Raw genomic sequence first — 23,672 nt, 5'->3', positions numbered from 1 at the left:
ACATATGGCTACTATCGTGTCATGGTTCAGGTTAGAGACGCCTCGGCCGCGGATGCCGAGGCCTGCGCGCGGATCTACGCGCCCTACGTCACGGGCACCGCGATCACGTTCGAACTGGAGCCGCCGACCGTCGCGGAGATGGCCGAGCGGATCGCGAAGTTCCAGTCCCGGCATGCCTGGCTGGTCCTCGAGGACGACGGCCAGGTCGTCGGTTATGCGTACGGCGGGCCGATGAAGCCCCGCCCTGCGTACCGCTGGTCCTGCGAGGTCAGCGTCTACGTCGCCCCCACCCACCACCGCAAGGGCGCCGGCCGCACCCTGTACGACGCTCTCTTCGCCCGCCTCACCGCCCGCGGCTACCGCACCGCCGTCGCCGGCGTCACGCTCCCCAACCCCGCCAGCGAGGCCCTGCACAAATCGCTCGGCTTCGAGCCCATCGGTATTTACCGCAACATCGGCTGGAAGCACGACACCTGGCACGACGTCGCCTGGTCCCAACGCCCACTGTCCCAACTCCCCGACCCGCCCGAAGAGCCGCACTAGCGGGTGGGGTCCGTCATCGGTGGGCAGTCGTCGCCGGGCTTGGTGACCAGTTCGAAGTGCCAGATCTCGTTGGAGAGGGTCTGGCAGAGGCCGTAGCGGTTGCCTTTGCGGTTCAGCCAGTCGTCGGCGTCGGTCGGGCCGATGTCGACGGCGTGGCCGGTGACGTGGTGCGACTCGTCCGGGTCGGCGACGTACTCGAGGGCCTTCTTCTTGCTGCCGTACTGGCGGATCGCCTTCTCCAGCAGCTCTTCCTGGTACTTCTTGCTGCGCCAGCCGGTGGTGACCTGCATACGTATTCCATCCGCCTTCATCGCGGTCTCGGCCTGCTGGACGGCCTTGCGGAGCGCGGGATCGAGCTTCGCGACGCCGGGCAGGCTGGTGTCGTACGCCGATGTGTGGTCCGGCAGTACGCCGTCCTCCGCGCCGGGCGGACCGCTGCGACTCGCGCCCGAGTTCTTCGAGTGGGTCGCACCCGAGGACTTGGCGTCTGCCGACGGCGGGTCGTTCTGCGCGGAAACCGTTGTACACGCGGCGAAGGTGAGACTGATGACTGCGGCAACGATCGCGAACCCGGCGAGAACGGACAGCCGGCGGTCGCGCTTACGGGTCTGATCGGTCAGCATGGGAGACAGTTCATCCGAGGCGATGTTGCCGGAACGTCTGCAGTTTCCTATACATTTTCGATACCCCGGACCTGGTTCAATGGACGGTATGCGGGTGCTGGTCGTCGAGGACGAGGTCTATCTCGCGGAGGCGATCCAGGCCGGGCTGCGGCTGGAGGCGATCGCGGCCGACCTGGCCTTCGACGGCGTCACGGCGCTGGAGTCGCTGGCCGTGAACGACTACGACGTCGTGGTCCTCGACCGGGACCTGCCCGGGATCAGCGGTGACGAGGTCTGCCGGCAGATCGTTGCGCAGGGCATCGGATGCCGCGTGCTGATGCTGACCGCGGCCGGCGACCTCGACGCGAAGCTGACCGGGTTCGAGCTCGGTGCCGACGACTACCTGACGAAACCGTTCGAGCTGCGCGAGCTCGTGGTCCGGCTACGCGCTCTCCTCAGGCGTCCGGTGGTCGCGGTGCCGACGGTCATCGAGTACGCCGGGGTGCGCCTGGACCCGTTCCGGCGCGAGGTGCACCGCTTCGGGCGGTACGTGAAACTCACCCGGAAACAGTTCGCCGTGCTCGAGGTGCTGATCACCGCGCGTGGCGGTGTGGTCAGCGCCGAAACCTTGCTGGAGAAGGCCTGGGACGAGAATGCGGACCCGTTCAGCAACGCGGTCCGGATCACGATTTCCGTACTCCGCAAGCGGCTCGGCGACCCGTGGGTGATCCACACCGTCCCGGGCGTCGGCTATCGGGTCGGGGAAGCATGAGCGACGAGCGGTTGATGACCTGGCGGCCGCGACTGACGGTTCGCCTCCGGCTGACACTGAGCTACGCCGGCCTGCTGGTCGTCTCCGGAATCGTCGTTTCCGCCATCATCTGGCTGGTTTTCCGGATCGTTCCGAACTACCCGCTGACTGCCGCCAACCCGCGGGACCTGAGCGCCGGTCCGCCGCCGTCGCGTGGCGAGATCCTCGACCTGGTGGTGAAGCTGTCCGCGTTGTCGCTGACGTTCCTCGCGATCGTCGGGCTGGCAGGCGGCTGGATCCTCGCCGGGCGGATGCTGAGGCCGCTGCAGGAGATCACCGCCGCGGCGCGCCGGGCATCGGGTGGATCACTGGATCACAGGGTCGGACTGACCGGGATCCGGGACGAGTTCACCGACCTGTCGGACACCTTCGACGAGATGCTCGAGCGGTTGCAGCGCTCGTTCGAGCAGTATCGGCGGTTCGCCTCGAACGCGTCACACGAGCTGCGCACGCCGCATGCGGTAATGAAGACGATGCTCGAGGTGGCACAGGCTGATCCGGAGCATCAGAACGTTCCGCAACTCGTGAAACGGCTCGCGGAAACGAATCAGCGCGGTATCGACATCGTCGAGGCGTTGCTGAGCCTGACCGCGCTCAACAACCGTGAGGTGGAGACCGACCCGGTCGATCTGTCCGCGGTCGTCCGGGCCGCCTGGCCGGCGCTGACCGCGGAGGCGATGGACGCCGGGGTGACGTTGTCCGTGGAGCAGTCCGAATCGGTCGTCGAGGGTAACGACGTCCTGCTGCACCAGCTCGTGACGAACCTGGTCCAGAACGCGATCCGGCACGGCGGTGGAACGGTTTCCGCACACGTTTTCCCCGGCCGGCTGGTGGTTCGCAACGACGGCGAACTGCTGGCCGCGGAGCAGGTCCGGACGTTCGTCGAACCGTTCGCGAAACGCCGGTACGGCGCCGGGCACGGCCTCGGGCTCGCACTCGTGGACCGGATCGTCGAGGTCCATCACGGCCGCCTGGAGCTGTCGCCGAACCCGGACGGCGGGCTGACGGCCACCGTCTTCCTTCCCGGTCCGATCCTTGACAGCTGACCTGGCAGCGAGTTGGCCCGGTGCGCGGGCGAGGATGGTGCGGTGAGTGACGAGCGTCGATCAGTTGACCATCAGGTGACCGTACGACGTGCCGCCGAGGAGGACGACGCGGCGCTGCTGGCGATCGACCGCGTCGCATGGGACGCGTCGTCCGGGTTCCCGTCGTACCAGGAGAGCCTGCCGGACACGTTCTTCGCCCGGAGCGGGCCGGAGGCGCATCTGGTCGCGGAGTACGACGGGGTGGTGGTCGGCTACCTCCGGCTCCAGGACAAGTACCCGTTTCCGGAGGGTTCCGGCGTACTGACGATCAACGGGCTCGCGGTCGCACCGGACGCGCGCCGGCTCGGGGTTGCGAACGCGCTGATGGAGGCCACCACGGAGGAGGCCCGGCGGCGCGGCGCCCGGAAGGTCAGCCTGCACGTGCACGGCGTCAACCAGGCCGCCCGCCACCTGTACGAGCGCCACGGCTACATCGTCGAAGGTGTACACCCCGCCGAGTTCCTGATCGAGGGCGCCCCGGTCGACGCCCTCGACATGGCCAAAACTCTTTAGCGGCTGATCATCGCCGAGAAGGCGTTCCACACGCTGCTTGTGCCCACCACGTACACGCGGTGGCGCCGGGTCCGGTTCGGGTAGTAGTTGTACGTCACCTGGCCAACGCTGTTGGGACGCCAGTACGAGACGGTCGTGAGCAGTGCCGTACGACTGCCCTTGCGGCCACCCGTGAGCGCCACCGCCGTCGAGCACTTCGAGACCGAGGTCGCGGATCCCAGGTCGGCGACCTTGACGCCGTTCAGGCCGGTCGCGCTGCCGGCTGGGTGGTGAACAGGCCGGCCGCCACGAGGACGGCGGCCGGCGCGATGGTGCGGAGCTTCAAGAGTTCCCCAAGTTCGAAGTATGTGTGGGGAAACCGTAGCGGTTACGGGTTGAGGCCGTGCTCGCGGAGCCAGGGTTCCGGGTCGACGGGGGAGCCGCCGCCGGGGAGGACCTCGAAGTGGACGTGCGGGCCGGTGGTGTTGCCGGTCATGCCGATCCGGCCGACCATCGAGCCGGCCTCGACCGAGTCACCGACCGAGACGTCGAACTCGGACATGTGACCGTACGACGTCACGGTGCCGTCGGCGTGCCGGACCTTCACCTGTCGACCGTACGCGCCGGCCCAGCTGGCCTGGATGACCTCGCCGGCCATCACCGAGCGAACCGGCGTCCCCATCGGGGCCGCGAAGTCGAGGCCGGTGTGGTTGTGCGCCCAGCGGCCGCCGGCCTGGTCGAAGCGGGCGGTCAGGTGGTAGCCGGTGGTCGGCAGCACGATCTTCGGCGCCGCCGCCTTCGCCGCAGCGGCCGCCTTGGCGATCGCCGCCGCCTTGGCCTTGGCCTCCGCCTTCGCCGAGGCGAGCGCCTTCGCGCTGTCGGCGGCCTTCTTCGCCGCAGCTGCCTTCGCCGCGGCCAGTGCCAGGGCGCGGCGCTGGGTGAGTGTGGCGTTCGCGGCCAGCTTCGCGGCGCGCTGCCGTGCGGCGGTCGCGGCGGCAGCCTTCTGCGTCGCCTCGAGCGACAGGTCGATCCGGGACGCGTCCCGGGAGCCGAGGTCGCGGCGGTCGATCCGCGCCGCCGTCAGAGCGCCGGCCTGTGAGGGGCTCAGGCCGGTGCTGCCGGACGACGGGGCGGCGGTGCTGTTCGCAGACGAGCTGAGACCGACGGTCCCGGCCGCGGCAGCCAAAGCGGCCGTGAGGCCGATCAGCTGCGTACGACGAGCGGAACCGCGACGGCCGGAGCGGTGCTTTGCCACCTGGCGCGGAGCAGTCGGGCGGCTGGACGCCTGCCGATCTGCTGACGGCGCGTCTTGGTGAGTGGGCACGAGAAAGCCTTCCGGGGGAGGGGAACCTGCCGCTGAGGGGGAACGGCAGCTCAACGACCATAACGACGAGATCACGGCCGCCCCAAACACGGATTGCCAAAAGTTGAACGAAATCGAACACCCTCAGTGAGGGTTCCCTGCCGCCCGGTGGATGCTCACGCGGGAACCGGTCCGGCAAGAAAGTCGCTGCCCGCGTGACGCGGATCACCCGAACTTTGGCGCTGAACAGGCCCCCCGGAGCGGTATAAGCCCTCCCGATGCTGGGCCTAGCCGTACGTCGGCTCTTGGGGCCAGCCTTGGGGGGAGTCCTCCCAGTCTTCCTGGCGGCCGTACGGGGCGAGGTCGCTGACGGTGGTGCTGAACAGCAGGCGGTCGACGCCGCGTTGACCGGTGGAGTAGGTGCGGTAGACGGCGTCGCCGTCGCGGAGGAAGACGTTCAGCAGGAACCCGCCGCCCGCGCCGCAGTCCGCGGAAAACGTTGTACCGGCCGAGGACGCGAACGGGATGTGCCCCCAGCCCATCTCCTTCCAGTACCCGGACATCTGGTCGAGCGGCATGTCCGACACGGTGGCCCAGGAAATGCCGTTCCGGGCCAGGCCGGCGAGGTTGGCGACGTTCTTGGTGAAGTACGTGCAGCCGGGGCAGAAGGCATCCGGCCCGGCGTTCATGAACTGGTAGAGCGCGAGCTGCCGCTGGTCGCCGAAGAGCTCCCGGAGCGTGACCGGGCCGTCCGGCGCGGCGAACGTGTACTCGTCGAAGCGCACCATCGGCAGCCGCCGGCGCCGGGCCGCGAGTCGGTCCTCGGCGCGGGTGGCTTCCTTCTCGGCGGCGAGCAGTTCGGCCCGGGCCTGCTCCCATTCGGCGGCCGACGCGACCGGGGGCATCGCTGTCTCGGACATGATCTGGTTCCTTTCGTAGGTCTTGCCCTGATGACGAAGCCGTCCCCGGGATTTCGACATCGGTTTCTGCCGATCGCAGATCGAGCCGGTGCCAGGGCGTCCGGGTTGATACACGTTGGCTCATGAGAATCGCGATTTTGGGCGGTACGAGGTTCATCGGGCGCGCCGTGGTCGAGCGGCTTACGGCGGAAGGTCACACGCTTCTCGTGGTGCACCGCGGCGACCACGAGCCGGACGGTCAGCCCGGTCAGCCCGGTCAGCCCGGTCAGCCCGGTCAGCCCGGTCAGCCCGGTCAGGGCGGCTCGGCGGCGGTCGAGCATGCGCACCTCGACCGGCACGACGGTGCGGCCCTGGCCGCGGCGCTGACACCGTTCGATCCCGGGGCGCTGGTCGACATCTCCGGCATGAACGCGGCCGCCGCGGACGCCGCCCTCGGCGCGGTCGGTCCGTCGGTGAAGCTGATCGCCCTCTCCAGCGTGGACGCCTACCGTGCGTACGACGGCGTCCACTCGGACCGTACGACGGACTCGCTGCCGCTGACCGAGGAGTCGCCGCTGCGCGAGCGCCGGTTCGTCGACGGGCCGCAGTACGAGAACCTCGAGATGGAGGAGCGGTACCTGCCGCGCGGTGCGACCGTGCTGCGCCTCGGGGCGGTGTACGGCGAGCACGACTACCAGAAGAGGTTCGAGTTCGTCCTGCGCCGGGTGCGGGCCGGGCGGCGGCGGATCCCGGTCGGCTCTGGGCAGTTCCTCTTCAGCCGGGTGTACGTCGGCGACGTCGCGGCCGCGGTGTCGAAGGCGCTCGATGGCGACTTCCCCGGTGCGTTCAACATCACCGAGCCGTCGACCGCCCCGTACCGGCTGTTCGCGGAGCAGATCCTGGCGGCTGCGGGCGCCGAGGACACCGAGTTGGTGCGGGTCCGGGACGATCTGCTGCCGGAGGATCTGGCGCTCACCGGCGCGCTCACCCAGCACCTGCTGGTGGACTCGTCGAAGGCTCGTGACGTACTCGGATGGGCGCCGGCCGATCCGGCGGCGACGTTGCGGACCGCGGTGCGCTGGCACCTCGCGAACCCGCCGGCCGACGGGTCGGACGATTTCTCCGCCGATGACGAGCTGCTCGGGGTGAAAACTGGTTAGGAGCACTCCGGGGAACCGGTATGCTTTCCGGGACGGACTGAGGGGTCTGCAGGGTGTGTCCGGCTCGATTTCACATCGAGGCGGCGGACCGTGTAATCTCTCTCCTCGGCCCGCCCCTTTAGCTCAGTCGGCAGAGCGTCTCCATGGTAAGGAGAAGGTCTACGGTTCGATTCCGTAAAGGGGCTCGGAGAGCGGCATCCCACCTTCGGGTGGGATCGTTCATCTCACCCGGCGGGGTAGCTCAGGTGGTTAGAGCACACGGCTCATAATCGTGGTGTCGCGGGTTCGACTCCCGCCCCCGCTACCGAATCAGTACTTCGAGAGTGCGATCACCCAAGTTGCGTACTCATGACATGAAGAGGTAGCAGTGGCCAAGTCGACCGATATCCGTCCGAAGATCACGCTGGCGTGCACGGTGTGCAAGGAGCGGAACTACATCACCAAGAAGAACCGGCGCAACGACCCGGATCGTCTTGAGCTGAAGAAGTACTGCCACCGGTGCAACGACCACACGGAGCACCGCGAAACCCGCTGACCCAGTTCTTCCCACAAGCCGCTCCGGTTTTCCGGAGCGGCTTTGTGCTGTGTTGGGAGGATTCCCGGGCGGCTTTGTGTTGTTCAGACGGTGAGGATGGGGCGGCCGGTGTTGTAGGCGGTGAGGCGTTCGTCACGTGGGGTGAGGCAGCAGGAGCCGCAGAGGGTGCCTTTGCCGGTCTCGCTCGTGTAGTAGAGGCAGCAGGTGTTGCGCAGGTACACGAGCTTCCCGTCCGCGACCTCCACCTCGCCCAGCCGCGCCAAACCGCCAGGCGCGTTCGCGACGAACGTCCGCCACCGTTCCAGCAGGTACGCCGGCTCCACCGTCACCTCCTCGCGCGTCGCGGCACAGAACCCCATCGCACAGCCCGCCGCCACCCCGCCGTACACCTGCCGAACCCCGGCCCGCGTACGTCGATGCAGTTCCTCGGCCAGCGGGAGCAGATGTTGCCGCAGTACGACGTCGTACAGCGTCTCGAGCCCACCAGGCAGGAAATCGGCCGACCGTACCGCGACCGCCGCGATCCCGTGCCCCTCATGCGGCCGGACCCAGAGGTTCTGCGGGCGGATGTCGAGGACACGCCCCTCCAGCGCCCACAGCAGCAGCGCGGTCGCCGGTGCGCGGCCGGCGTAGAACGACAGCATGCTGAGCGCGTTCGCGTGCGCGGTACGGTGACAACTCGCCTCGTCGTCGCGCTTGAGTAACTCGGTGAGCTCCGGACTGCCCGGCTCCAGGAGGTGGTCCACGGGCAGCCACTCGGAGCCCTCCGGCTCGCCGATCTGGACCCGGTACCGAGGCGCATAGTCAGCCAGCGCCGCCACTGCCGTCACGATCAACCTTCCGTCCGGAATCGTAGGCGGCGGAAACCCGGGTCATAGTGTGCCAGTAAGGTTGGCGGATATGACGATCGACGCCACGATGGTCGGCCGGAGCTACGCGGCCGCCGAGTCCTACCAGGTCGGCCGGGAGAAGATCCGCGAGTTCGCCGACGCGATCGGTGACAGCAACCCGGCGTACCGGGGTGCCGACGCGGTCGCGCCGCCGACGTTCGCGTTCGTGATCGGCAGCCGCGCGCTCGAGGAACTGCTCGGCGACGAGGAGCTCGGCCTCCGGCTGGACCGGATCGTGCACGGCGCGCAGAAGTTCAGCTACACCCGCCCGATCAAGGCCGGCGACGAGATCGCCGCGACCGCCACCATCACCACCGTGCGCAAGGCTGGTGCCGTCGAGGTGATCATGTACGAGACCGCCCTGACCACCGTCGACGGCGAGCCGATCGCTACGTCGACCTCCACGCTCTCGCACAACCGGGCGGACGCATGATCGAGATCGGTACGGAGCTTCCGCCGCTGACTGTCACGCTGAAGCGGGACGACCTCGTCCGGTACGCGGGGGCGAGCGGCGACTTCAACCCGATCCACTGGAACGACCGGATGGCCGCGGCGCTCGGTCTGCCCGGCGTGATCGCGCACGGGATGCTCACGATGGCGTCCGCGGTGCGGGTCGTCACGGACTGGATCGACGACCCGGCCGACCTGGTCGAGTACGGGGTCCGGTTCACGAAGCCGGTCGTCGTACCGGATGACGACAAGGGCGCGAGCGTGACGTTCTCGGCGAAGGTGGACAAGGTCACGGACGGGCTGGCCGAGATCGACATCACCGCGGTCGCCGGCGAGGAGAAGGTCCTCGGCAGGGCCAGAGCGGTTGTGCGGGTCCGATGAGCACCCACGTTTCGCTGGCCGACTACACCACGCTGCGGATCGGCGGGCCGGCCGACAAGTTCGTCGAGGCCCGCACCGAGGACGAGCTGATCGGTGCGGTGCGGGACGCCGACGCCGCCGGGGAGCCGGTGCTGCTGCTGTCCGGCGGGAGCAATGTGGTGATCGGCGACGACGGGTTCCGCGGGACCGTCGTGAAGATCGCGACCACCGGGGTACGGGTCGACGCGGACCTGTGTTCCGGGGCGATGGTGCGGGTCGCGGCCGGTGAGGACTGGGACGGTTTCGTCCAGCGCGCGATCGCCGAGGAGTGGAGCGGGCTCGAGTCGATGTCCGGGATCCCGGGGCTGGCCGGGTCGACCCCGGTGCAGAACGTCGGGGCGTACGGGCACGAGGTCGCGGAGACGATCGCGTCGGTGCGGGTCTGGGACCGGGTGGCCGGCAAGGTCGAGACGATCTTCGCGGCCGAGTGCGGTTTCTCGTACCGGAACTCCCGGTTCAAGGCGGATCCGGCGCGCTACGTCGTCCTCGAGGTCACGCTCCAGCTGACGCTGGGCGATCTGTCGGCGCCGGTCGGGTACGCAGAGCTGGCCCGGGTACTCGACCTCGAGCCGGGGTCGCGGGCGCCGATGACCGAGGTACGGGAGGCTGTTCTCGGCCTGCGCCGCAGCAAGGGCATGGTGCTGGATCCGGCCGACCACGACACGTGGAGCGCAGGGTCGTTCTTCACCAACCCGATGCTGGACACGCCCGCTGAGGTTCCTGCCGGCGCGCCGCAGTGGCCGCAATCGGACGGCCGAGTGAAGACCAGCGCCGCTTGGCTGATCGAGCACGCCGGCGTCTCGAAGGGCTTCAGCATCGGCAACGCCGCCGTCTCCAGCAAGCACACCCTGGCCCTCACCAACCGAGGCCAGGCCACCGCCAAAGAACTCCTCACCCTGGCCACCCACGTCCGCACCCAGGTCCAGCACTCCTTCAACATCACCCTGGTCAACGAACCAGTCCTGGTGAACTGCACCCTCTAATGCCGCCGAAGTCCTGGCCCGGCTCGGCGGCTGTGCCACAGCTGCCGAGCTGCGTTCTCTGGTCACGCCCGGCGCTCTGAATTCGGCTGTGCAGCGAGGTGCAGTGGAGAGGCTTGCCCGTGGCGTGTACGGGCTACCTGTGCTCGGGCCGGACCGGCTGGCCGCGATTGCTTACGACGGCGTCCTTTCCTACACCAGCGCCGCGGTCGCGTGGGGACTGCCCGTCCTGGTGCGGCCGGAGAAACCCCATGTCACGGTGCCGGCCCAGCGCCGACCTCGGCCGGGGCGTCCTGCGGAGCTGCACTGGGCCCCGGTTTCGGCGGCGGAACGTGCTGCTCGCCTGACGTCTCCGCTGCGCACGGTGCTTGACTGTTCGCGCGTGCTTCCGTTCGGTGAGGCGCTCGCGGTGGCGGATGCTGCGCTCTCGACCTGGGGCCTGACGAAGGACGAGTTGGAGGCAGGCGCCGACGCCCTTCGCGGCCCAGGCCGCCCGAACGCGGTTCGTGTTGCCTGCGAGGCGATACGTGCTCGGAGAGCTTTCTCGAGTCGATGTTGCGGAGCCTGCTGATCGAGGCGGGCATTGAGGGTGCTGGGAGATCCGGCCTGGGTGGTGGAGACCGTTCGGAGTGCGCTGGCCTCGCGCTAACGACAGGAGGTAGTCCCGGTCGGGTGGCCTCGTCAGGCTGCCGGTGGTCGCTGGTCAGGGCTCGCGAGGGCGCTACCTCCTGTCGTTAGAGCCTCTGAAAAAGATTTGCGGTTGGGGGTTCCCATGCCTTGGTGTGGTCGCTAATCTTTTGCGGGATCTGGTGGGAGGTGGAGTGTGAGGCGCAAAAGATTTTCTCGGCGGGAGGTCTTGGCCGGGGTTGGAGCGGGGCTGGCGGCTGCTGTGGTGCCTGGGTGTTCCGGGGACGACGGTGGGCGGTCCGGGGCTCTGCAGGTGTGGGGCGGAGTGCCGGCGGCGTCGGGGCCGGCCGATGTGGTGAAGGCGTTCGAGCAGAAGTTCCCGCAGTACAAGGTCAATTACACGCGGTTCGTGAACGACGACCGCGGCAACCTCAAGCTCGACACCGCCCTCCAGGGTGGCGTCGACATCGACGTGTACTTCACCTACTCGCAGGGTGCGATGGCGCTGCGGGCCGGGTCCGGGCTGGCCGCGGACCTGACCGACCGGGTGCAGGCGGACCCCGAGCTCCAGGTGTTCCTCGACACCGAGCAACCGCGGTCGTACATCGAGAACGGCAAGGTGAAGGCGCTCGCGACCGCGCGGGAGCCGTTCTTCGTACTGTTCAACGAGAAGCTCCGGCAGCAGGCCGGCGTCGACCTCCCGGACTCGTGGACGATCGAGGAGTTTCGCGCGACCGCCCGGAAACTGACGTCCGGAAAGACGATCGGCACGTACGCCGTCCCGGACGTCGCCCGGATCGCCCTCGGGCCGAACTACTGGTACGACGGAAACCGTTCGAACTTCGGCGACCCGCACTTCGAGCAGGGTTTCCGGATCGGCCGCGAGATGATCGCCGACGGTACGGCGTTCCCGTGGACCGAGGTGCTGTCGCGGCATCTGGACGCGTACCAGCAGAACTCGTTCCTCGCCGAGGAGTTCCACCTCTGGTCCACGGCGCCGTTCAACCTGCGGTACCTGTACGACGCGAAGAAGTACCCGCACGACTTCAAGGTCGCGTTCGCGCCGTCGCCGACCGTGGACGGCCAGGACTGGAACGGCGGCTCGTACAGCAACTTCATCATGGTGAACCCGAAGTCGCCGAAGCTCGAGGCGGCCTGGGCATTCGTGAAGTTCTGGCTGACCGAGGGTGCGTCGCCGATGCTCAAGGGCGGCAAGATGCCCGCGCTCGGCAACGTCACCGATGAGCAGATCGTTTCCGGAATGCTCGGAAAAGAACCGGAAAAGTACTTCGACCTCGACTCGTTCCGCCGGGTCGTCCTGGAGTCGGAGCCCAAGCTCGCGACCGATACCCGGCTGACCGGCTTCCCGGAAATCACCCTCGCGGTCAAGCAGCAGCGCGACCTGTGCTGGCTCGGCGAGAAGGACCCGGGCGTCGCCATCCGTGAGGTACGGCGGCTCGCCGACGCCGCGATCGCCCGCAACCAGAGGAGGCCCTGATGGCCACCGCGACCGTCGCGGCCGCCCCCGCGGTCCGCACCGAGAAGCAGCCCGGTATCCGTCCGTCCGGGTGGATCGGTTTCCTGTTCATCGCCCCGAACCTGCTCGGCGTGATCGCGTTCACCTTGATCCCGCTGATCAGCGTGGTGGTGCTCGCGTTCACCGACTGGAACCTGGTGTCCGGCCTCGGCGGCATCACCTTCAACGGCCTCGACAACTTCGTCGCGATCGCGCGGGACCCGGGGTTCTGGCACGCGATCGGCCTGACGCTGGTGTACGTCGTCGTGTCGGTCCCGCTCACCCTCGTACTCGGAGTCGGTCTCGCGATCGCGCTGAACCGCCCGTTGCCGGGGCGCGCCGTCCTCCGGGCGATCTTCTTCCTGCCGTACATCGTCAACGTGGTCGCGATCGGCATGACCTGGCTGATGCTGATGAACCCGAAGGCCGGCCTGGTCAACCAGGTCCTCGACGCCTTCGGGATCCAGCCGGCCTGGTTCGCGTCCTCGCACTGGGCGCTGCCGGCGCTGATCGTGATGGCAGTCTGGGGCGGCGCCGGTTACTGCTCGCTGATCTACCTGTCCGCGCTGCAGGACGCGCCGGCGCAGCTGTACGAGGCGGCCGACATCGACGGGGCCTCCGCGTGGGCGAAGTTCCGCGTGATCACCTGGCCGTCGTTGCTGCCGACAACGATCTTTCTGCTGGTCACGCTGATCATCGGGGCCTCGCAGGGCTTCGGCCTGATCGCGCTGATCACCGCGGGCGGTCCGGGCGACGCGACCACCACGATCTCGTACTACATGTACCAGACCGGCTTCCAGTTCTACCGGTTCGGCTACGCGTCGGCGATCGGGCTGGTGACGTTCGTCGGCGTACTCGTCCTGACGCTGGTGACGTGGCGAGCGCAGCGAGGAAGGGCTCTCAATGAGTAAGAAATGGTTGTGGGGGATCCCGCTCTGGATCCTGGCGTTGGCGTTCCTGGCGCCGTTCGCGTGGATGATCTCGACCGCGCTGAAGCCCGACGTCGACGCGTACAAGATCCCGATGCAGTGGATCCCGCACCCGTTCCAATGGGACAACTTCACTACGGTGCTGACCGGCGCGACCTCGGTACTGCCCGCGTTCGGCCGGTCGGTGTTCGTCGCCGTCCTGCGGGTCGCGGGGGAGCTGATCACCGCGACGATGGCCGGCTACGCGTTCGCGCGGATGTCGTTCCGGGGGCGGGACAAGCTGTTCCTGCTGTACCTGGCGACGGCGATCATCCCGGCGCAGTTGCTGCTCGTGCCGCGGTTCATCTACTTCCAGAAGCTCGGGTTGTACGACACCTTGTGGGCGCTCGTACTGCCCGGAATGTTCACCGTGCTCGGTACTTTCCTGATGCGGCAGTTCTTCGTCAGCCAGCCGTCCGAGTTCGCCGAAGCAGCCCGGATGGACGGCGCGAACGAGTGGCGGGTGTTCACCCGGATCTACTTGCCGTTGGCAACGCCGGTGATGAGCGCGCTCGGCATCCTCGCGTTCGTCTGGTCCTGGAACGACTACGAGACGCCGCTGGTGCTGATCAGCAACCCGGACCGGTACACGCTGCCGCTCAGCCTGACGAACTTCGTCGACGAGCAGGGGCAGATCGCCCCGGGCCTGACAATGGCTGCATCGGTCATCTCGATCGTGCCGGTGCTGATCGTGTTCGTCGTCCTCCAGCGCCGCTTCATCGCCGCCATGACACACACCGGGATCAAGTGAGATGGAACGAGCAGACAGTCCGAGCCCTTTGCAGCAGGTCAAGCGTGCCCTGCCCGAGTTGAACGGCGCGATGCAACGCGTCGCCGAACACATTCTGGAGAACCCGGACGAGGTCGCGCGCGGGTCGATCACCAAGCTGGCCGAGACCGCGCAGACCTCGGCCGCGACCGTGACCCGGCTGTCGACCCATCTCGGGTACGCCGGCTACCCGGCGCTGCGGGCCGCGCTGGCGATGGAGGTCGGCCGCGGCCGCGAGGCCGGCTGGGCGAGTGACATCGGGTCGGCGATCGGGCCGGCCGATCCGCCCGAGCAGGTGCTGAACGTGCTCGCCTCGACACAGGCGAACGCCTTGCGGAACGCGTTGTCCGCGATCGACCTGGCCGCCGCGACGCGGATCGCGGACGCGATCGCCGGCGCCCGGCGGACGCACATCTACGGCGAGTGGGGCGACGCGATCCCGGCCCGCGAGCTGTACATCCGGTTGCTGCGGATCGGGATCCCGGTGTGGTTCTTCGACGGTCCGCAGTCGTCGCAGATCGCCGCCGGCCTGCTCGGCGCGGGCGACGTCGCGCTCACCGTGACCCGGTCCGGGATCGATCCGACCACGCTCGACTACATCACCCGGTCGCGTGCGGAGGGAGCGCTGACGGTCGCGATCACCGGCATGCCGGACGCTCCGATCAGCCGGGTCGCCGACGTCACGCTCGACACCGGTACGCCGAACGGTGCGAACTGGACCGAGTTCTTCGCGGGCCGTGCCAGCGACGTCCTGACCGCCGGGTTGTTGTTCGTGCTGGTCGCGCAGCGGGTGCCCGATCACCTGACCGCCCATCATCCGAACGGGCCCGGGCAGCCCGTCGTCCAGCGAGATCTCTGAAAGGTTCGTGCATGCAGCAGCTCGAGGTCCAGTCCGATCTGACCGTCGTCGGTGGTGGGCTCGCCGGGATCTGTGCGGCGATCGGCGCCGCGCGGCAGGGCAGCACCGTGGCGCTGGTGCAGAACCGGCCGGTGCTCGGCGGTAACTCGTCCAGCGAGGTACGGGTGTGGGTGTGCGGTGCGACCGCGCACGGCGTCCAGAGCTTCGCGCGCGAGACCGGCATCATGGGTGAGCTGTTCGTCGAGAACCAGTTCCGCAATCCGCTCGGAAACCCGTACTACTGGGATCTCGTGCTGCTCGAGGCGGTCCGTGCCGAGCCCCGGATCACGTTGTACCTGAACACCGACGTACGGACCGTCGAGGCGGCGGACGGCGAGATCCGGTCGGTGACCGGGTGGCAGATGGGATCGGAGAAGGAGATCCGGTTCGTCAGTCCGGTCTTCGTCGACTGCTCGGGCGACGGGTTCGTCGGGATGCTGGCCGGCGCCGAGTTCCGGACCGGGCGGGAGCCGCGATCGCAGTACGACGAGTCGTGGGCGCCCGACGTACCGGACTCGAACACGCTCGGCAGCACGATCCTCTTCTACAGCAAGGATGCGGGGGAGCCGGTCCGGTTCGTGCCGCCGGCGTTCGCGCGGAACGTCACGGAAACCGCGATTCCGGAACGCCGGGTGATCCGGACGGACCTGAACGGGTGTGCGTTCTGGTGGATCGAGTGGGGCGGCGAGCTGAACGTCGTCGACGACAACGAGGCGATCCGCGACGAGCTGCAGGCGGTGGTCTACGGGATCTGGGACTACATCAAGAACAGCGGCCGGTTCGACGCGGACAACCTGACGCTGGAGTGGATCGGGTCGGTGCCCGGAAAACGTGAGTACCGGCGTTTCCTCGGTGATCACGTGCTGACCCAGCAGGACGTCCTCGAGCAGACCGAGTTCGACGACCGGGTGGCGTTCGGCGGCTGGTCGATCGACCTGCACCCGCCCGGGGGCGTGTACGCGTCCGAGCGTGGGTCGAAGCACTGGCATCCGGACGGGAACTACCACATTCCGCTGCGATCCTTGTACTCGCGGAACGTACGGAACCTGTGGCTGGCCGGGCGGAACATCAGCGCGAGCCACGTCGCGTTCGGGACCACACGGGTGATGGCGACCTGCGCTCTGCTCGGCGAAGCGGCCGGAATCGGCGCAGCTGTTGCCCTGCGCAACGGGCTGACGCCGCGTGAGCTGGCCCAGGACAACTTCGGACTGATGCGGAACGCGTTGACCCGTGCCGATTCCTCGGTCCTCGGCGTCGTCGACGACGACCCGGCCAACCTCGCGCTGACAGCGACCGCCACCGCGTCCTCCACGATGACGCGGCCCGCTCTCGAGGTCTCGTCCGGGACCCTGCCGCTGACCACCGACATCGGAATGGTGCTCCCGGTGGACCCGGCGCTGGACGGCTTCGAACTGCTCGTCGACTCGAGCGGCGGTGCACTGACCGTCGAGCTCCACGATCCGGTCAAGCCGCAGAACTACCTGCCCGCACAGGTCATCGATTCCTGCACCATCGACGTGCCGGCCGGCGAGAAACGCTGGGTGCACGTCCCGATCGCGTGGCAGCCGTCCGATCCGTCAAACGTTTTCGTCGTGCTGCGGGCGACGCCGGACATCGCAGTTCACACCGCGGCGACGGCTCTGCCCGGTACGGTGCACTTCGCGCATCGCGATCCGGCGCCGGACGAGCAGTGGACAGAACAGTTCCGCGCCTGGAAGCACATCCTGCCGCGCGCCGGCCTGTGCATCCGCCTCGGCGACACGTCGGCGTACGCACCAAGCCAGGTCATCGGCGGCTACGCACGTCCGTACGGCGGCCCGAACCTGTGGTCGTCCGAGGACCTGGCCTGGGATCCCAACCCGTGGCTGGAGCTGGCCTGGCCGTCGGCGGTCGAGCTGTCCGAAGTCGTCGTTGTACTGGACGACGACGTGCAGGAGGACCTGATCAACCTCCACCACCACCGCACCCCGTTCGACTGTCTGCCGACGCTACTGGCGGATTACGACCTCGAGGTGCGCAACGGCGACGGCCCGTGGCAGCCGATTGCGCAGGTCACCGGCAACCATCACCGCACCCAGCACCACTACCTGGAGGCGGCTGCGCAGATCACACACCTCCGGTTGATTGCTCGTCGTACGAACGGAGCGTCCAGGGCGCACGTGGTCTCGCTGCGGGCGTACTAGTGCCCTGCGTCGGAGGGCACTAGTACCGCCAGTCGAGCTCGTGCTCGAGCATCCAGTGGGTCAGGGAGTCTGCGCCGGCGGTGGACTTGGCCGCACCGCTCGTCAGGAGGTCCGAGAGGACCTGTGACGGCGCTGCGAGGCGGAGACCGCTGCGGGTCTTGCGGGTGCGGGTGTAGACCAGGTCTGCTCGGAACTCGACCAGGACTACGGACCTGCTCGTGGCTGGTGCGAGGTCCCAGTCGGCGGCTGCTCGGTGGACGTCGGGCGTGTAGATCACGGTCGGGCCGGCTGGTACGTCCTGGGTCCAGTGGCGTGCGGCCTGGACGCCGGTGACAGCGTGGCGGACCTGTGTGGTGGCGACGCGGTCCAGCACGTGCTGGGAGCGATGCCTGCTGCGCCAGTGTGTGGCCCGCGGGGTGTGGGTGTCTTCGGTCCAGCGGCGTAGGAGGCGCAGCCAGTTGGGTACCGCGATCACGCCGGGCGCCTGACGTTCCACGAGCGCCTCGCGTTCCAGGAGGGCGACCACGCGACGGCAGGTCGGCGCGGGGACGCCGCTGGTCGACACCAGGTCGTGCGTCGTCCAGAGGCTGCGGAAGTCCAGGAGGGCGCGGATGATCAGCGCTGCCGCGTCACCGGACAATGGGTTCGCCGTGCTCACAGGGGCGCTCCCAGGTCGCCGGGTGGCGGCAGTGCACCGAGCCGGAGGTCGGCGTACTTCGTCCACTCGTACTGGTTGTGGTCGCGGCTCAGGTTGATCAGGCTGACCTGCGTGACCTCGGTGATGGCGACGCCGCCGCTCAAGGCGTTGACCCGCTGGCGGAGTGGCTCGGCCGGGGCGATCTGGTTCCAGTAGCCGAGGGAGACGTGCGGGTCGAGCTCTGGCAGCTCAGGGACCGAGTCGCGGCCCCACACGTCCGTGACCGCGGCGCGCAGCTGGGCTCGGAGGCGCCGCATCCGGTCGACCGGAGACACCGGCAGCTGCAGGCTCTCGACGTCGACGACCGCCGGCCCGAGCTTGATCTCGAACGGCCGGAAGTGTTCGAGCCGGCGCTGCGCAGCCTCGATGATCGGATCGAGATCCGCCTGCGGGACCTTGTCGACGAAGCCGATACCTTGCAACGTCAGATGCAGCCACTGCACCGGGACCGGCGAGATCCCGGGCAGCGAGCCGACCAGGCGCTGGTACGCCGTGTGCACGTCGGTCAGCACGGCATCGTTCGGGAAGATGACGTGCCAGGCGTAGAACGACCGACCCGGGCGCCAATTGGGGCGCCAGTACCAGTGGTCGCGGACCTCGCGGATCATGCCTGCTCCTTTCTCACGCGCCACGTCGGCTCGGTGCCGCGGGGCGGGTCGGTAGCCCCGGCCGCTGGGTGAACTCGGCAATGCGGTCCCGCAACAGCCGGCCCTTCGGGCTCCGCACGTACGGCGCGGTCAGGGCGGCGACCTCCGCGAGTCGCTGGACGAGCGGACGGACGCGGTACTCCGGCTGCAGGTCGAGCACCGGCTCGACGGCCTCGATCGCACCGTCGAGCTGGCCGAGGAGCAACCGCGCTTTCGCCTGCTGCAGCCGGGCCATCCGCTCGGAGCCGGCGTTCCGGAGCGCGAACGGGACGGACTCGAACAACGCGACGCTGCGATCGGCATGCTCTGCCGTACGGTGCGCATCGCCGAACGCCAGCTGGGTGTCCGCCCACAGCCCCTCCGCGCGTTCTTGCGTACAGAGGAGAACGCCGCCGGGTTCGGACTCGGCCGGGCGGACGGTCAGCGTCCGGGCGACGTCGAGAAGCTCACGGGCCTTGTCGGTGCGGCCGGCGCGGGCCAGGTCGACCGAGGCCGCACTGGCGAGGAAGAGCCGGGCGGTGCCGGCGTTGTAGCGCAGGCCGTCCTCCGCGTACGCCGCCGCACGGTTGAAGTCCTCCTGCCAGAACGCGGCGGTGTGCTGCGTGGCGCGGATCCAGCCCCGCAGGACGTCGTGATCCGCGGCCTCGGCACACGCCCAGGCCGTACGGGTGTGGCCTTCGGCGATGTCCGGGCGGCCGAGGTCGACGGACATCCAGGCGAGCAGCGTGATCGCCCAGCCGGCCGCCGCGTACAGGTCGCGGGACTGCCGCGGCGACTGGTTGCCGGCCAGCAGCGTGAACGCGCGGTCCCGGATCGCGCGGCTCTTGGCGAACATCGGCCGCAGGGGTGTGCGCAGGTACGACAGTGCGATCCGCTCGATGTCCGCGTGCAGTTGCTCCACCGTGAGCTCGCCGACGTTGGACTCCTCCGCGAACGACAGCAGCGCGATCGACTCGTCACCCGCGTTCACCAGGTCGTCGTCGTGGCCGGCCATCGAGGACGGGGGGATCGGCTCCGGCTCGCCCGGCGCGACACCGGCCGGCGGGAAGAATCCGAGTTCGTTGTCCGCGGCAACGCCGAGCACGTGCCGGAGACCGGAGCGGTACGCGGCGCCGGGCCAGCGGACCGCGCCGCGTTCCAGCTTGGCGATGTAGTGGCCGTCGAGCTCGTACTTGATCTCGGTCGTGTCCCAGAGCCAGGCGCAGATCGAGTCGGCGAGCTCACCCCGGGACATGTGTTCGCCCGGCGCGCGCCGTGATGGTGTGCTCTCCCGCGCTTCGCGGAGCAAGTCGTTCGGCCCTGACATGGCGGTAACTGTAAGGCGCCGAACACCCTCCGCGACGGCCAAATCGGGCCCTGTGGACGATCTGCCCCAAGCTGCCCCGATCTGCCCCGAATCCCTGGCGAAAAAGGGGTTCCCGGCCTCCGCGCATCGGTATGCGGCCGGTTCGGTCGCGCCCAGGAGTGCTTGCTGAGCGTGATCAGCCGGGGCATCCCGGGGCAGACAGGGGCAGCCCCTGCCTAGGGCGTGGGACTAGGAGACACGCCCTAGCTAAGGTGGTCGCGTGCCCGAGGAAGCCGTGACGACGCTGCGCGCCGAGCTGGATCGGTTCGGCCGAGTGGAGGAGGGGCTCGCGCTGCTCGAGGTGTTCCTCGACGTCGCGCGGCCGCGGCTCGGTGCGGTGGTGCTCGATCCGGTCGGCCTGCAGTTGCCCACGGAGCTCACCGACGACCGCGCCGTCGTCCAGCGGCTGATCGACGAGCTCGCGCAGGAGCAACCCAAGGGCCGCGTGGTCGAGCGCGGGTACGACATGGACGACGAGCAGGCGCGCTGGGACTACGTCCGGCTCGCGTACAGCTCGAACCAGGCGACGGTGTGGAGCAGTCGGCAGCGCACGACCTACTTCGAGGCGTCCGGGCGGCACCGGGCTACGTACTGGCTGCCGGACTCCTTGAAGGTCGAGTACTTCGATGCGGTGAGTTCGCGTGGTTGGGCGATCCCCGAGGACTGGCTGACCGCGGTGGCCAAGCGGCCCAAGCCTTGGTGGAAGCGCGGAGGCCGCTGACCTGCGGGGTCAGCTGAGGGCGGGGAGTCGGGTCAGGGCTGCGGCCACGGCTGACTGGATGTCGGCGTCCTCCCAGGTGCGGTCGGTGATGGCGTTGGACAGGTAGGCGTCGTACGCAGCCAGGTCCAGGTGGCCGTGGCCGCAGAGCGCGGTGAGGATGACCTTCTCCTCGCCGGACTCCTTGCAGCGCTGGGCTTCCTCGACGGTGGCGGCGAGAGCGTGGGTGGGCTCGGGTGCGGGGACGATTCCTTCCGTACGGGCGAACTGGACTCCGGCGGCGAAGCATTCGGACTGTGGTTTGGCGACGGCCTCGATCTCGCCGGTCTCGTAGAGGTGGCTGATCAACGGGCTCATGCCGTGGTAGCGCAGGCCGCCCGCGTGGATCGGGTCCGGGACGAAGTCGTGGCCGAGGGTGTGCATCTTCATCAGCGGCGTCATCCCGATCGTGTCGCCGAAGTCGTACGCATACGTCCCCTGGGTCAGCGACGGGCACGCGGCCGGCTCGACGGCGCGGACCACCGGGGACATCCGGCCGGCCCACTTCTCCCGCAGGAACGGGAACGCCAGACCGCCGAAGTTCGACCCGCCGCCGGTGCAGCCGACGATCAGGTCGGGGGTCTCGCCAACCATCGCGAGCTGGATCAGCGCCTCCTCGCCGATCACGGTCTGATGCATCAGCACGTGGTTGAGCACCGAGCCGAGGGCGTAGTGCACCTCGGGATCCTGCACGGCGGACTCGACGGCCTCACTGATCGCGATCCCGAGCGAGCCGGTCGAGTCCGGGTCGCCGGCGAGGATCTTCCGCCCGGACTCGGTCAGGTCCGACGGGCTCGGATGCACGGTCGCGCCGAAGACCTGCATCATCGTCCGCCGGTAGGGCTTCTGGTCGTACGACGCGCGCACCTGCCAGACCTCGCACTCCAGCCCGAACTGCGCGCAGGCGAACGCGAGGGCCGTACCCCACTGGCCTGCGCCGGTCTCGGTGGTGAGCTTCCGGACGCCGGACTTCGCGTTGTAGTACGCCTGCGGGACTGCCGTGTTCGGCTTGTGTGATCCGGCCGGGGAGACGCCTTCGTACTTGTAGTAGATGCGCGCCGGGGTGTCGAGCGCCTTCTCCAGGCGATGCGCCCGATAGAGCGGGCTCGGCCGCCACAGCCGGTAGACGTCCAGCACCTCTCCGGGAATGTCGACGTACTGCTCCTGGGAGACCTCTTGCATGATCAGGTCCATCGGGAACAGCGGCGCAAGATCGTCCGGCCCGATCGGCTGCCCTGTCCCCGGATGCAGCACCGGCGGCGGAGGCGTCGGCAGGTCGTGAAGCACGTTGTACCAACGGGTCGGCAGCTCGTCCTCTGGCAACAGGATCTTCGTCGGCGTCATGTACGCAAAGTTATGCCCGCCCGCACGCCCTAACAATGACCCGAACCAGAACCCAACCAGCACTTATCCGGACCCCAGCCGCTCCAGCATCCCATCGGCCCGCACGCGGAAGACAACGTCCGAAGGCTGCTGCATCCCGAGCGCATCCGGTACGCCGAGTTGCCGGAGCAGCATCCGCCCGATCATCTCGTGCGACACCACCAACGGCCGCCGCACCCCGGTCTGCGCGATCTCCGCGAGCACGCGTCCGGCACGTGCCGCCCCATCGGCATAGCTCTCGCCGTTCGGAAACCGGAATGTGTACTTGTCCCGCTCCCGAACTGCCCGCTGCCCCGGCCACCTCGCATCGATCTCAGCGGCCGTGAGGCCTGACCACAACCCGTGGTCGATCTCGGCCAGGTCGTCGACCACCCGGATGCCGAGGCCGAGCTCCGTGCCGATGATCGTCGCCGTCCGACGCGCACGACCGAGCGGGCTGGCGAAGACCGCGTCGATCCCCTCGCCACTCAGCAGCTGGGCGTTCCTGTGGGCCTGGTCGGAGCCGTGCGGAGTAAGCGGTGAGTCGAGGCGACCTTGGCGGCGGCCGGCGGTGTTCCACTCGGTCTGGCCGTGGCGGGCGAGGTAGGTGGTCAGGCCGGGACTGGTGCTGGGGCGCCCAGCCATTGGTCGATTTCGGTGAGGAGGGACTTTTGGGTTTCCGGTGGGGCTGTGGAGGCGAGGACCGAGGAGCGGGCGAGGTCGGCCAGTTCGGGGTCGGTGAAGTTGTGGACGGTGCGGGCGGTCTCGTACTGCTCGGCGAGGCGGGAGCCGAACAGGAGCGGGTCGTCGGCGCCGAGGGCGATCCGGGCGCCGGCCTCGTACAGCTTGCGGAGCGGGACCTCCTCGGGGCTGCGGTAGACGCCGAGCGAGACGTTCGACGCGGGGCAGACCTCGAGGGCGATCTGCGCGTCGACCACACGCTTGAGCAGATCCGGATCCTCGACCGAGCGGACGCCGTGCCCGATCCGGCCCGCGCCCAGCTCGTCCAGGCAGGTGCGGACGGTCGCGGCTCCGCACAGCTCGCCGCCGTGCGGTGCAGACAGCAGGCCGGCCTGCCGCGCGATCCGGAAGGCTGCCGCGAACTCCGACGTCGTACCGCGCCGCTCGTCGTTGGAGAGCCCGAACCCGACCACACCGCGTCCGACGTACTGCGTGGCGAGGCGCGCGAGCGTTCGGGCGTCCAGCGGGTGCCGCGTGCGGTTCGCCGCGATGATCACCTGGACGTCGATCCCGGTCGACGCGGACGCGTCCCGCGCAGCGTCCAGCACCAGGTCGGTGAACTCGGTGATCCCGTGGAAGCGATTGGCGTACCCGGACGGGTCGACCTGAATCTCCAGCCAGCGCGAGCCGTCCGCCCGGTCGTCCTCGGCGGCTTCACGCACCAGGCGCCGGACGTCGTCCTCGGTCCGCAGCACCGACCGCGCGATGTCGTACAGCCGCTGGAACCGGAACCAGCCGCGCTCGTCGGCCGCCGACAGGTCCGGCGGCCAGTCCGTCCGGAGTGCGTCCGGCAGCCGGACGCCGTGCTTGTCCGCCAGCTCGACCAGCGTCAGATGCCGCATCGACCCGGAGAAGTGCAGATGCAGGTGTGTTTTGGGCAGCACCCGCAGATCCCGCTGCGTCATCACAGAAGGTTACCGACGCACAGCGCCGAGAGAGAAATCGGCGGCGGACCTGCAGCACTCACCAAACCCCGCGCAGCTGCCCGCGTC

General features: G+C 68.8%; 27 protein-coding genes and 2 tRNA genes. 18 read left to right on the top strand and 11 right to left on the bottom strand.

The annotated features are described in order from the left end of the window. Positions 1 to 21: 21 nt before the first annotated feature. The gene (locus ACGFI6_RS19935; protein WP_393120483.1) at positions 22 to 543 is read left to right on the top strand and encodes an arsinothricin resistance N-acetyltransferase ArsN1 family B; all 522 of its coding nucleotides are present in this window, start codon (positions 22 to 24) and stop codon (positions 541 to 543) included. Here ACGFI6_RS19935 and ACGFI6_RS19930 read toward each other — a convergent pair. Then, on the bottom strand, positions 540 to 1,166 hold the full coding sequence (locus ACGFI6_RS19930; protein WP_393120482.1) for a M15 family metallopeptidase: 627 nt from the start codon (positions 1,164 to 1,166) through the stop codon (positions 540 to 542). The genes ACGFI6_RS19935 and ACGFI6_RS19930 overlap by 4 nt on opposite strands. An 88-nt stretch (positions 1,167 to 1,254) precedes the next feature. On the opposite strand from ACGFI6_RS19930, the gene ACGFI6_RS19925 reads away from it, so the two are divergent. From ACGFI6_RS19925 to ACGFI6_RS19915, 3 genes are read left to right on the top strand one after another with little or no spacing between them, the layout of a single operon-like run. Then, on the top strand, positions 1,255 to 1,917 hold the full coding sequence (locus ACGFI6_RS19925; protein ID WP_393120480.1) for a response regulator transcription factor: 663 nt from the start codon (positions 1,255 to 1,257) through the stop codon (positions 1,915 to 1,917). Then, positions 1,914 to 3,002, top strand: a complete 1,089-nt coding sequence (locus tag ACGFI6_RS19920; protein WP_393120478.1) for a sensor histidine kinase — start codon at positions 1,914 to 1,916, stop codon at positions 3,000 to 3,002. Before ACGFI6_RS19925 ends, ACGFI6_RS19920 begins: the two co-directional genes overlap by 4 nt. Positions 3,003 to 3,044: 42 nt before the next feature. Further along, positions 3,045 to 3,554, top strand: a complete 510-nt coding sequence (locus ACGFI6_RS19915; protein WP_393120476.1) for a GNAT family N-acetyltransferase — start codon at positions 3,045 to 3,047, stop codon at positions 3,552 to 3,554. On the opposite strand, the gene ACGFI6_RS19910 is transcribed toward ACGFI6_RS19915, so the two are convergent. From ACGFI6_RS19910 to ACGFI6_RS19900, 3 genes are all read right to left on the bottom strand, one after another. Further along, positions 3,551 to 3,736: a hypothetical protein gene (locus ACGFI6_RS19910; protein WP_393120474.1), complete on the bottom strand. Its 186-nt coding sequence runs from the start codon at positions 3,734 to 3,736 to the stop codon at positions 3,551 to 3,553. The genes ACGFI6_RS19915 and ACGFI6_RS19910 overlap by 4 nt on opposite strands. A 185-nt stretch (positions 3,737 to 3,921) precedes the next feature. Next, positions 3,922 to 4,857 (bottom strand): M23 family metallopeptidase, encoded by a 936-nt coding sequence (locus tag ACGFI6_RS19905; protein ID WP_393120472.1) that lies wholly within the window; start codon positions 4,855 to 4,857, stop codon positions 3,922 to 3,924. Between the two features lie 266 nt (positions 4,858 to 5,123). Further along, on the bottom strand, positions 5,124 to 5,756 hold the full coding sequence (locus ACGFI6_RS19900) for a DUF899 family protein (protein WP_393120470.1): 633 nt from the start codon (positions 5,754 to 5,756) through the stop codon (positions 5,124 to 5,126). Positions 5,757 to 5,878: 122 nt separating this feature from the next. On the opposite strand from ACGFI6_RS19900, the gene ACGFI6_RS19895 reads away from it, so the two are divergent. The 4 genes from ACGFI6_RS19895 to rpmG all read left to right on the top strand — a co-directional run bounded on the left by ACGFI6_RS19895 (position 5,879) and on the right by rpmG (position 7,430). Further along, complete coding sequence (locus tag ACGFI6_RS19895; RefSeq protein ID WP_393120468.1) at positions 5,879 to 6,895, top strand: NAD-dependent epimerase/dehydratase family protein; 1,017 nt, start codon at positions 5,879 to 5,881, stop codon at positions 6,893 to 6,895. A 112-nt stretch (positions 6,896 to 7,007) separates the two neighbouring features. Further along, positions 7,008 to 7,080, top strand: a tRNA-Thr gene (locus tag ACGFI6_RS19890). Positions 7,081 to 7,125: 45 nt separating this feature from the next. Further along, positions 7,126 to 7,199 (top strand) — tRNA-Met (locus ACGFI6_RS19885). 63 nt (positions 7,200 to 7,262) lie between these two features. Then, a complete protein-coding gene (gene rpmG / locus ACGFI6_RS19880) occupies positions 7,263 to 7,430 on the top strand; it encodes a 50S ribosomal protein L33 (RefSeq protein ID WP_167205752.1) in 168 nt (55 codons plus the stop codon). An 83-nt stretch (positions 7,431 to 7,513) separates the two neighbouring features. Here rpmG and ACGFI6_RS19875 read toward each other — a convergent pair whose 3' ends face one another. After that, positions 7,514 to 8,260 (bottom strand): hypothetical protein, encoded by a 747-nt coding sequence (locus ACGFI6_RS19875; RefSeq protein WP_393120465.1) that lies wholly within the window; start codon positions 8,258 to 8,260, stop codon positions 7,514 to 7,516. A gap of 70 nt (positions 8,261 to 8,330) precedes the next feature. On the opposite strand from ACGFI6_RS19875, the gene ACGFI6_RS19870 reads away from it, so the two are divergent. From ACGFI6_RS19870 to ACGFI6_RS19830, 9 genes are all read left to right on the top strand, one after another. After that, a complete protein-coding gene (locus ACGFI6_RS19870) occupies positions 8,331 to 8,753 on the top strand; it encodes a MaoC family dehydratase N-terminal domain-containing protein (RefSeq protein ID WP_393120463.1) in 423 nt (140 codons plus the stop codon). After that, entirely contained in the window at positions 8,750 to 9,151 is a 402-nt protein-coding gene (locus ACGFI6_RS19865) for a MaoC family dehydratase (protein WP_393120461.1), read from the top strand. The genes ACGFI6_RS19870 and ACGFI6_RS19865 overlap by 4 nt, the downstream gene beginning before the upstream one ends. After that, positions 9,148 to 10,173 (top strand): UDP-N-acetylmuramate dehydrogenase, encoded by a 1,026-nt coding sequence (locus tag ACGFI6_RS19860; protein ID WP_393120459.1) that lies wholly within the window; start codon positions 9,148 to 9,150, stop codon positions 10,171 to 10,173. Before ACGFI6_RS19865 ends, ACGFI6_RS19860 begins: the two co-directional genes overlap by 4 nt. A gap of 13 nt (positions 10,174 to 10,186) precedes the next feature. Further along, on the top strand, positions 10,187 to 10,741 hold the full coding sequence (locus tag ACGFI6_RS19855) for a hypothetical protein (protein WP_393121269.1): 555 nt from the start codon (positions 10,187 to 10,189) through the stop codon (positions 10,739 to 10,741). Positions 10,742 to 11,122: 381 nt separating this feature from the next. After that, positions 11,123 to 12,295, top strand: coding sequence for an ABC transporter substrate-binding protein (locus tag ACGFI6_RS19850; RefSeq protein ID WP_393120457.1), 1,173 nt, complete (start codon positions 11,123 to 11,125; stop codon positions 12,293 to 12,295). Continuing rightward, positions 12,295 to 13,224, top strand: coding sequence for a carbohydrate ABC transporter permease (locus ACGFI6_RS19845; RefSeq protein WP_393120455.1), 930 nt, complete (start codon positions 12,295 to 12,297; stop codon positions 13,222 to 13,224). Before ACGFI6_RS19850 ends, ACGFI6_RS19845 begins: the two co-directional genes overlap by 1 nt. Then, the gene (locus ACGFI6_RS19840; RefSeq protein ID WP_393120453.1) at positions 13,217 to 14,032 is read left to right on the top strand and encodes a carbohydrate ABC transporter permease; all 816 of its coding nucleotides are present in this window, start codon (positions 13,217 to 13,219) and stop codon (positions 14,030 to 14,032) included. The genes ACGFI6_RS19845 and ACGFI6_RS19840 overlap by 8 nt, the downstream gene beginning before the upstream one ends. A gap of 1 nt (position 14,033) precedes the next feature. Then, entirely contained in the window at positions 14,034 to 14,909 is an 876-nt protein-coding gene (locus tag ACGFI6_RS19835) for a MurR/RpiR family transcriptional regulator (RefSeq protein WP_393120451.1), read from the top strand. An 11-nt stretch (positions 14,910 to 14,920) separates the two neighbouring features. Then, positions 14,921 to 17,131: an FAD-dependent oxidoreductase gene (locus ACGFI6_RS19830; protein WP_393120450.1), complete on the top strand. Its 2,211-nt coding sequence runs from the start codon at positions 14,921 to 14,923 to the stop codon at positions 17,129 to 17,131. Between the two features lie 19 nt (positions 17,132 to 17,150). Here the strand turns inward: ACGFI6_RS19830 and ACGFI6_RS19825 are convergent, their stop codons facing one another. Genes ACGFI6_RS19825 through ACGFI6_RS19815 form a run of 3 tightly spaced genes read right to left on the bottom strand, consistent with a single transcriptional unit; the run spans position 17,151 to position 19,781 of the window. Next, complete coding sequence (locus tag ACGFI6_RS19825) at positions 17,151 to 17,789, bottom strand: hypothetical protein (RefSeq protein ID WP_393120448.1); 639 nt, start codon at positions 17,787 to 17,789, stop codon at positions 17,151 to 17,153. Next, positions 17,786 to 18,436, bottom strand: coding sequence for a 2'-5' RNA ligase family protein (locus ACGFI6_RS19820; protein WP_393120447.1), 651 nt, complete (start codon positions 18,434 to 18,436; stop codon positions 17,786 to 17,788). The genes ACGFI6_RS19825 and ACGFI6_RS19820 overlap by 4 nt, the downstream gene beginning before the upstream one ends. Positions 18,437 to 18,449: 13 nt before the next feature. After that, positions 18,450 to 19,781 carry a hypothetical protein gene (locus tag ACGFI6_RS19815; RefSeq protein WP_393120446.1) on the bottom strand — a complete coding sequence of 444 codons (1,332 nt, stop codon included), beginning with the start codon at positions 19,779 to 19,781 and terminating at the stop codon, positions 18,450 to 18,452. Positions 19,782 to 20,040: 259 nt separating this feature from the next. Between ACGFI6_RS19815 and ACGFI6_RS19810 the strand changes: the two genes are divergently transcribed. After that, positions 20,041 to 20,541 (top strand): hypothetical protein, encoded by a 501-nt coding sequence (locus ACGFI6_RS19810; protein ID WP_393120444.1) that lies wholly within the window; start codon positions 20,041 to 20,043, stop codon positions 20,539 to 20,541. A 9-nt stretch (positions 20,542 to 20,550) separates the two neighbouring features. Here the strand turns inward: ACGFI6_RS19810 and ACGFI6_RS19805 are convergent, their stop codons facing one another. The 3 genes from ACGFI6_RS19805 to ACGFI6_RS19795 form a co-directional block, all read right to left on the bottom strand. Beyond that, complete coding sequence (locus ACGFI6_RS19805) at positions 20,551 to 21,921, bottom strand: TrpB-like pyridoxal phosphate-dependent enzyme (RefSeq protein WP_393120442.1); 1,371 nt, start codon at positions 21,919 to 21,921, stop codon at positions 20,551 to 20,553. A gap of 63 nt (positions 21,922 to 21,984) precedes the next feature. Then, entirely contained in the window at positions 21,985 to 22,584 is a 600-nt protein-coding gene (locus tag ACGFI6_RS19800) for a histidine phosphatase family protein (RefSeq protein ID WP_393120440.1), read from the bottom strand. Then, complete coding sequence (locus ACGFI6_RS19795; RefSeq protein WP_393120438.1) at positions 22,551 to 23,585, bottom strand: adenosine deaminase; 1,035 nt, start codon at positions 23,583 to 23,585, stop codon at positions 22,551 to 22,553. The genes ACGFI6_RS19800 and ACGFI6_RS19795 overlap by 34 nt, the downstream gene beginning before the upstream one ends. Positions 23,586 to 23,672: the final 87 nt, after the last annotated feature.

Origin of the sequence: Kribbella sp. NPDC048928, assembly GCF_043197975.1 — a bacterium.
Classification (GTDB): Bacteria; Actinomycetota; Actinomycetes; order Propionibacteriales; family Kribbellaceae; genus Kribbella.
This window is presented reverse-complemented; position numbering and strand designations above follow the sequence as displayed.

Coding starts and splice junctions, on each gene's coding strand:
- ACGFI6_RS19935 (WP_393120483.1), top strand. CDS start 22: ATGGTTCAGGTTAGAGACGCCTCGGCCGCGGATGCCGAGGCCTGCGCG.
- ACGFI6_RS19845 (WP_393120455.1), top strand. CDS start 12,295: ATGGCCACCGCGACCGTCGCGGCCGCCCCCGCGGTCCGCACCGAGAAG.
- ACGFI6_RS19835 (WP_393120451.1), top strand. CDS start 14,034: ATGGAACGAGCAGACAGTCCGAGCCCTTTGCAGCAGGTCAAGCGTGCC.
- ACGFI6_RS19815 (WP_393120446.1), bottom strand. CDS start 19,781: ATGTCAGGGCCGAACGACTTGCTCCGCGAAGCGCGGGAGAGCACACCA.
- ACGFI6_RS19830 (WP_393120450.1), top strand. CDS start 14,921: ATGCAGCAGCTCGAGGTCCAGTCCGATCTGACCGTCGTCGGTGGTGGG.
- ACGFI6_RS19925 (WP_393120480.1), top strand. CDS start 1,255: ATGCGGGTGCTGGTCGTCGAGGACGAGGTCTATCTCGCGGAGGCGATC.
- ACGFI6_RS19795 (WP_393120438.1), bottom strand. CDS start 23,585: ATGACGCAGCGGGATCTGCGGGTGCTGCCCAAAACACACCTGCATCTG.
- ACGFI6_RS19920 (WP_393120478.1), top strand. CDS start 1,914: ATGAGCGACGAGCGGTTGATGACCTGGCGGCCGCGACTGACGGTTCGC.
- ACGFI6_RS19895 (WP_393120468.1), top strand. CDS start 5,879: ATGAGAATCGCGATTTTGGGCGGTACGAGGTTCATCGGGCGCGCCGTG.
- ACGFI6_RS19930 (WP_393120482.1), bottom strand. CDS start 1,166: ATGCTGACCGATCAGACCCGTAAGCGCGACCGCCGGCTGTCCGTTCTC.
- ACGFI6_RS19820 (WP_393120447.1), bottom strand. CDS start 18,436: ATGATCCGCGAGGTCCGCGACCACTGGTACTGGCGCCCCAATTGGCGC.
- ACGFI6_RS19870 (WP_393120463.1), top strand. CDS start 8,331: ATGACGATCGACGCCACGATGGTCGGCCGGAGCTACGCGGCCGCCGAG.
- ACGFI6_RS19865 (WP_393120461.1), top strand. CDS start 8,750: ATGATCGAGATCGGTACGGAGCTTCCGCCGCTGACTGTCACGCTGAAG.
- ACGFI6_RS19805 (WP_393120442.1), bottom strand. CDS start 21,921: ATGACGCCGACGAAGATCCTGTTGCCAGAGGACGAGCTGCCGACCCGT.
- ACGFI6_RS19900 (WP_393120470.1), bottom strand. CDS start 5,756: ATGTCCGAGACAGCGATGCCCCCGGTCGCGTCGGCCGCCGAATGGGAG.
- ACGFI6_RS19840 (WP_393120453.1), top strand. CDS start 13,217: ATGAGTAAGAAATGGTTGTGGGGGATCCCGCTCTGGATCCTGGCGTTG.
- ACGFI6_RS19800 (WP_393120440.1), bottom strand. CDS start 22,584: ATGGCTGGGCGCCCCAGCACCAGTCCCGGCCTGACCACCTACCTCGCC.
- ACGFI6_RS19860 (WP_393120459.1), top strand. CDS start 9,148: ATGAGCACCCACGTTTCGCTGGCCGACTACACCACGCTGCGGATCGGC.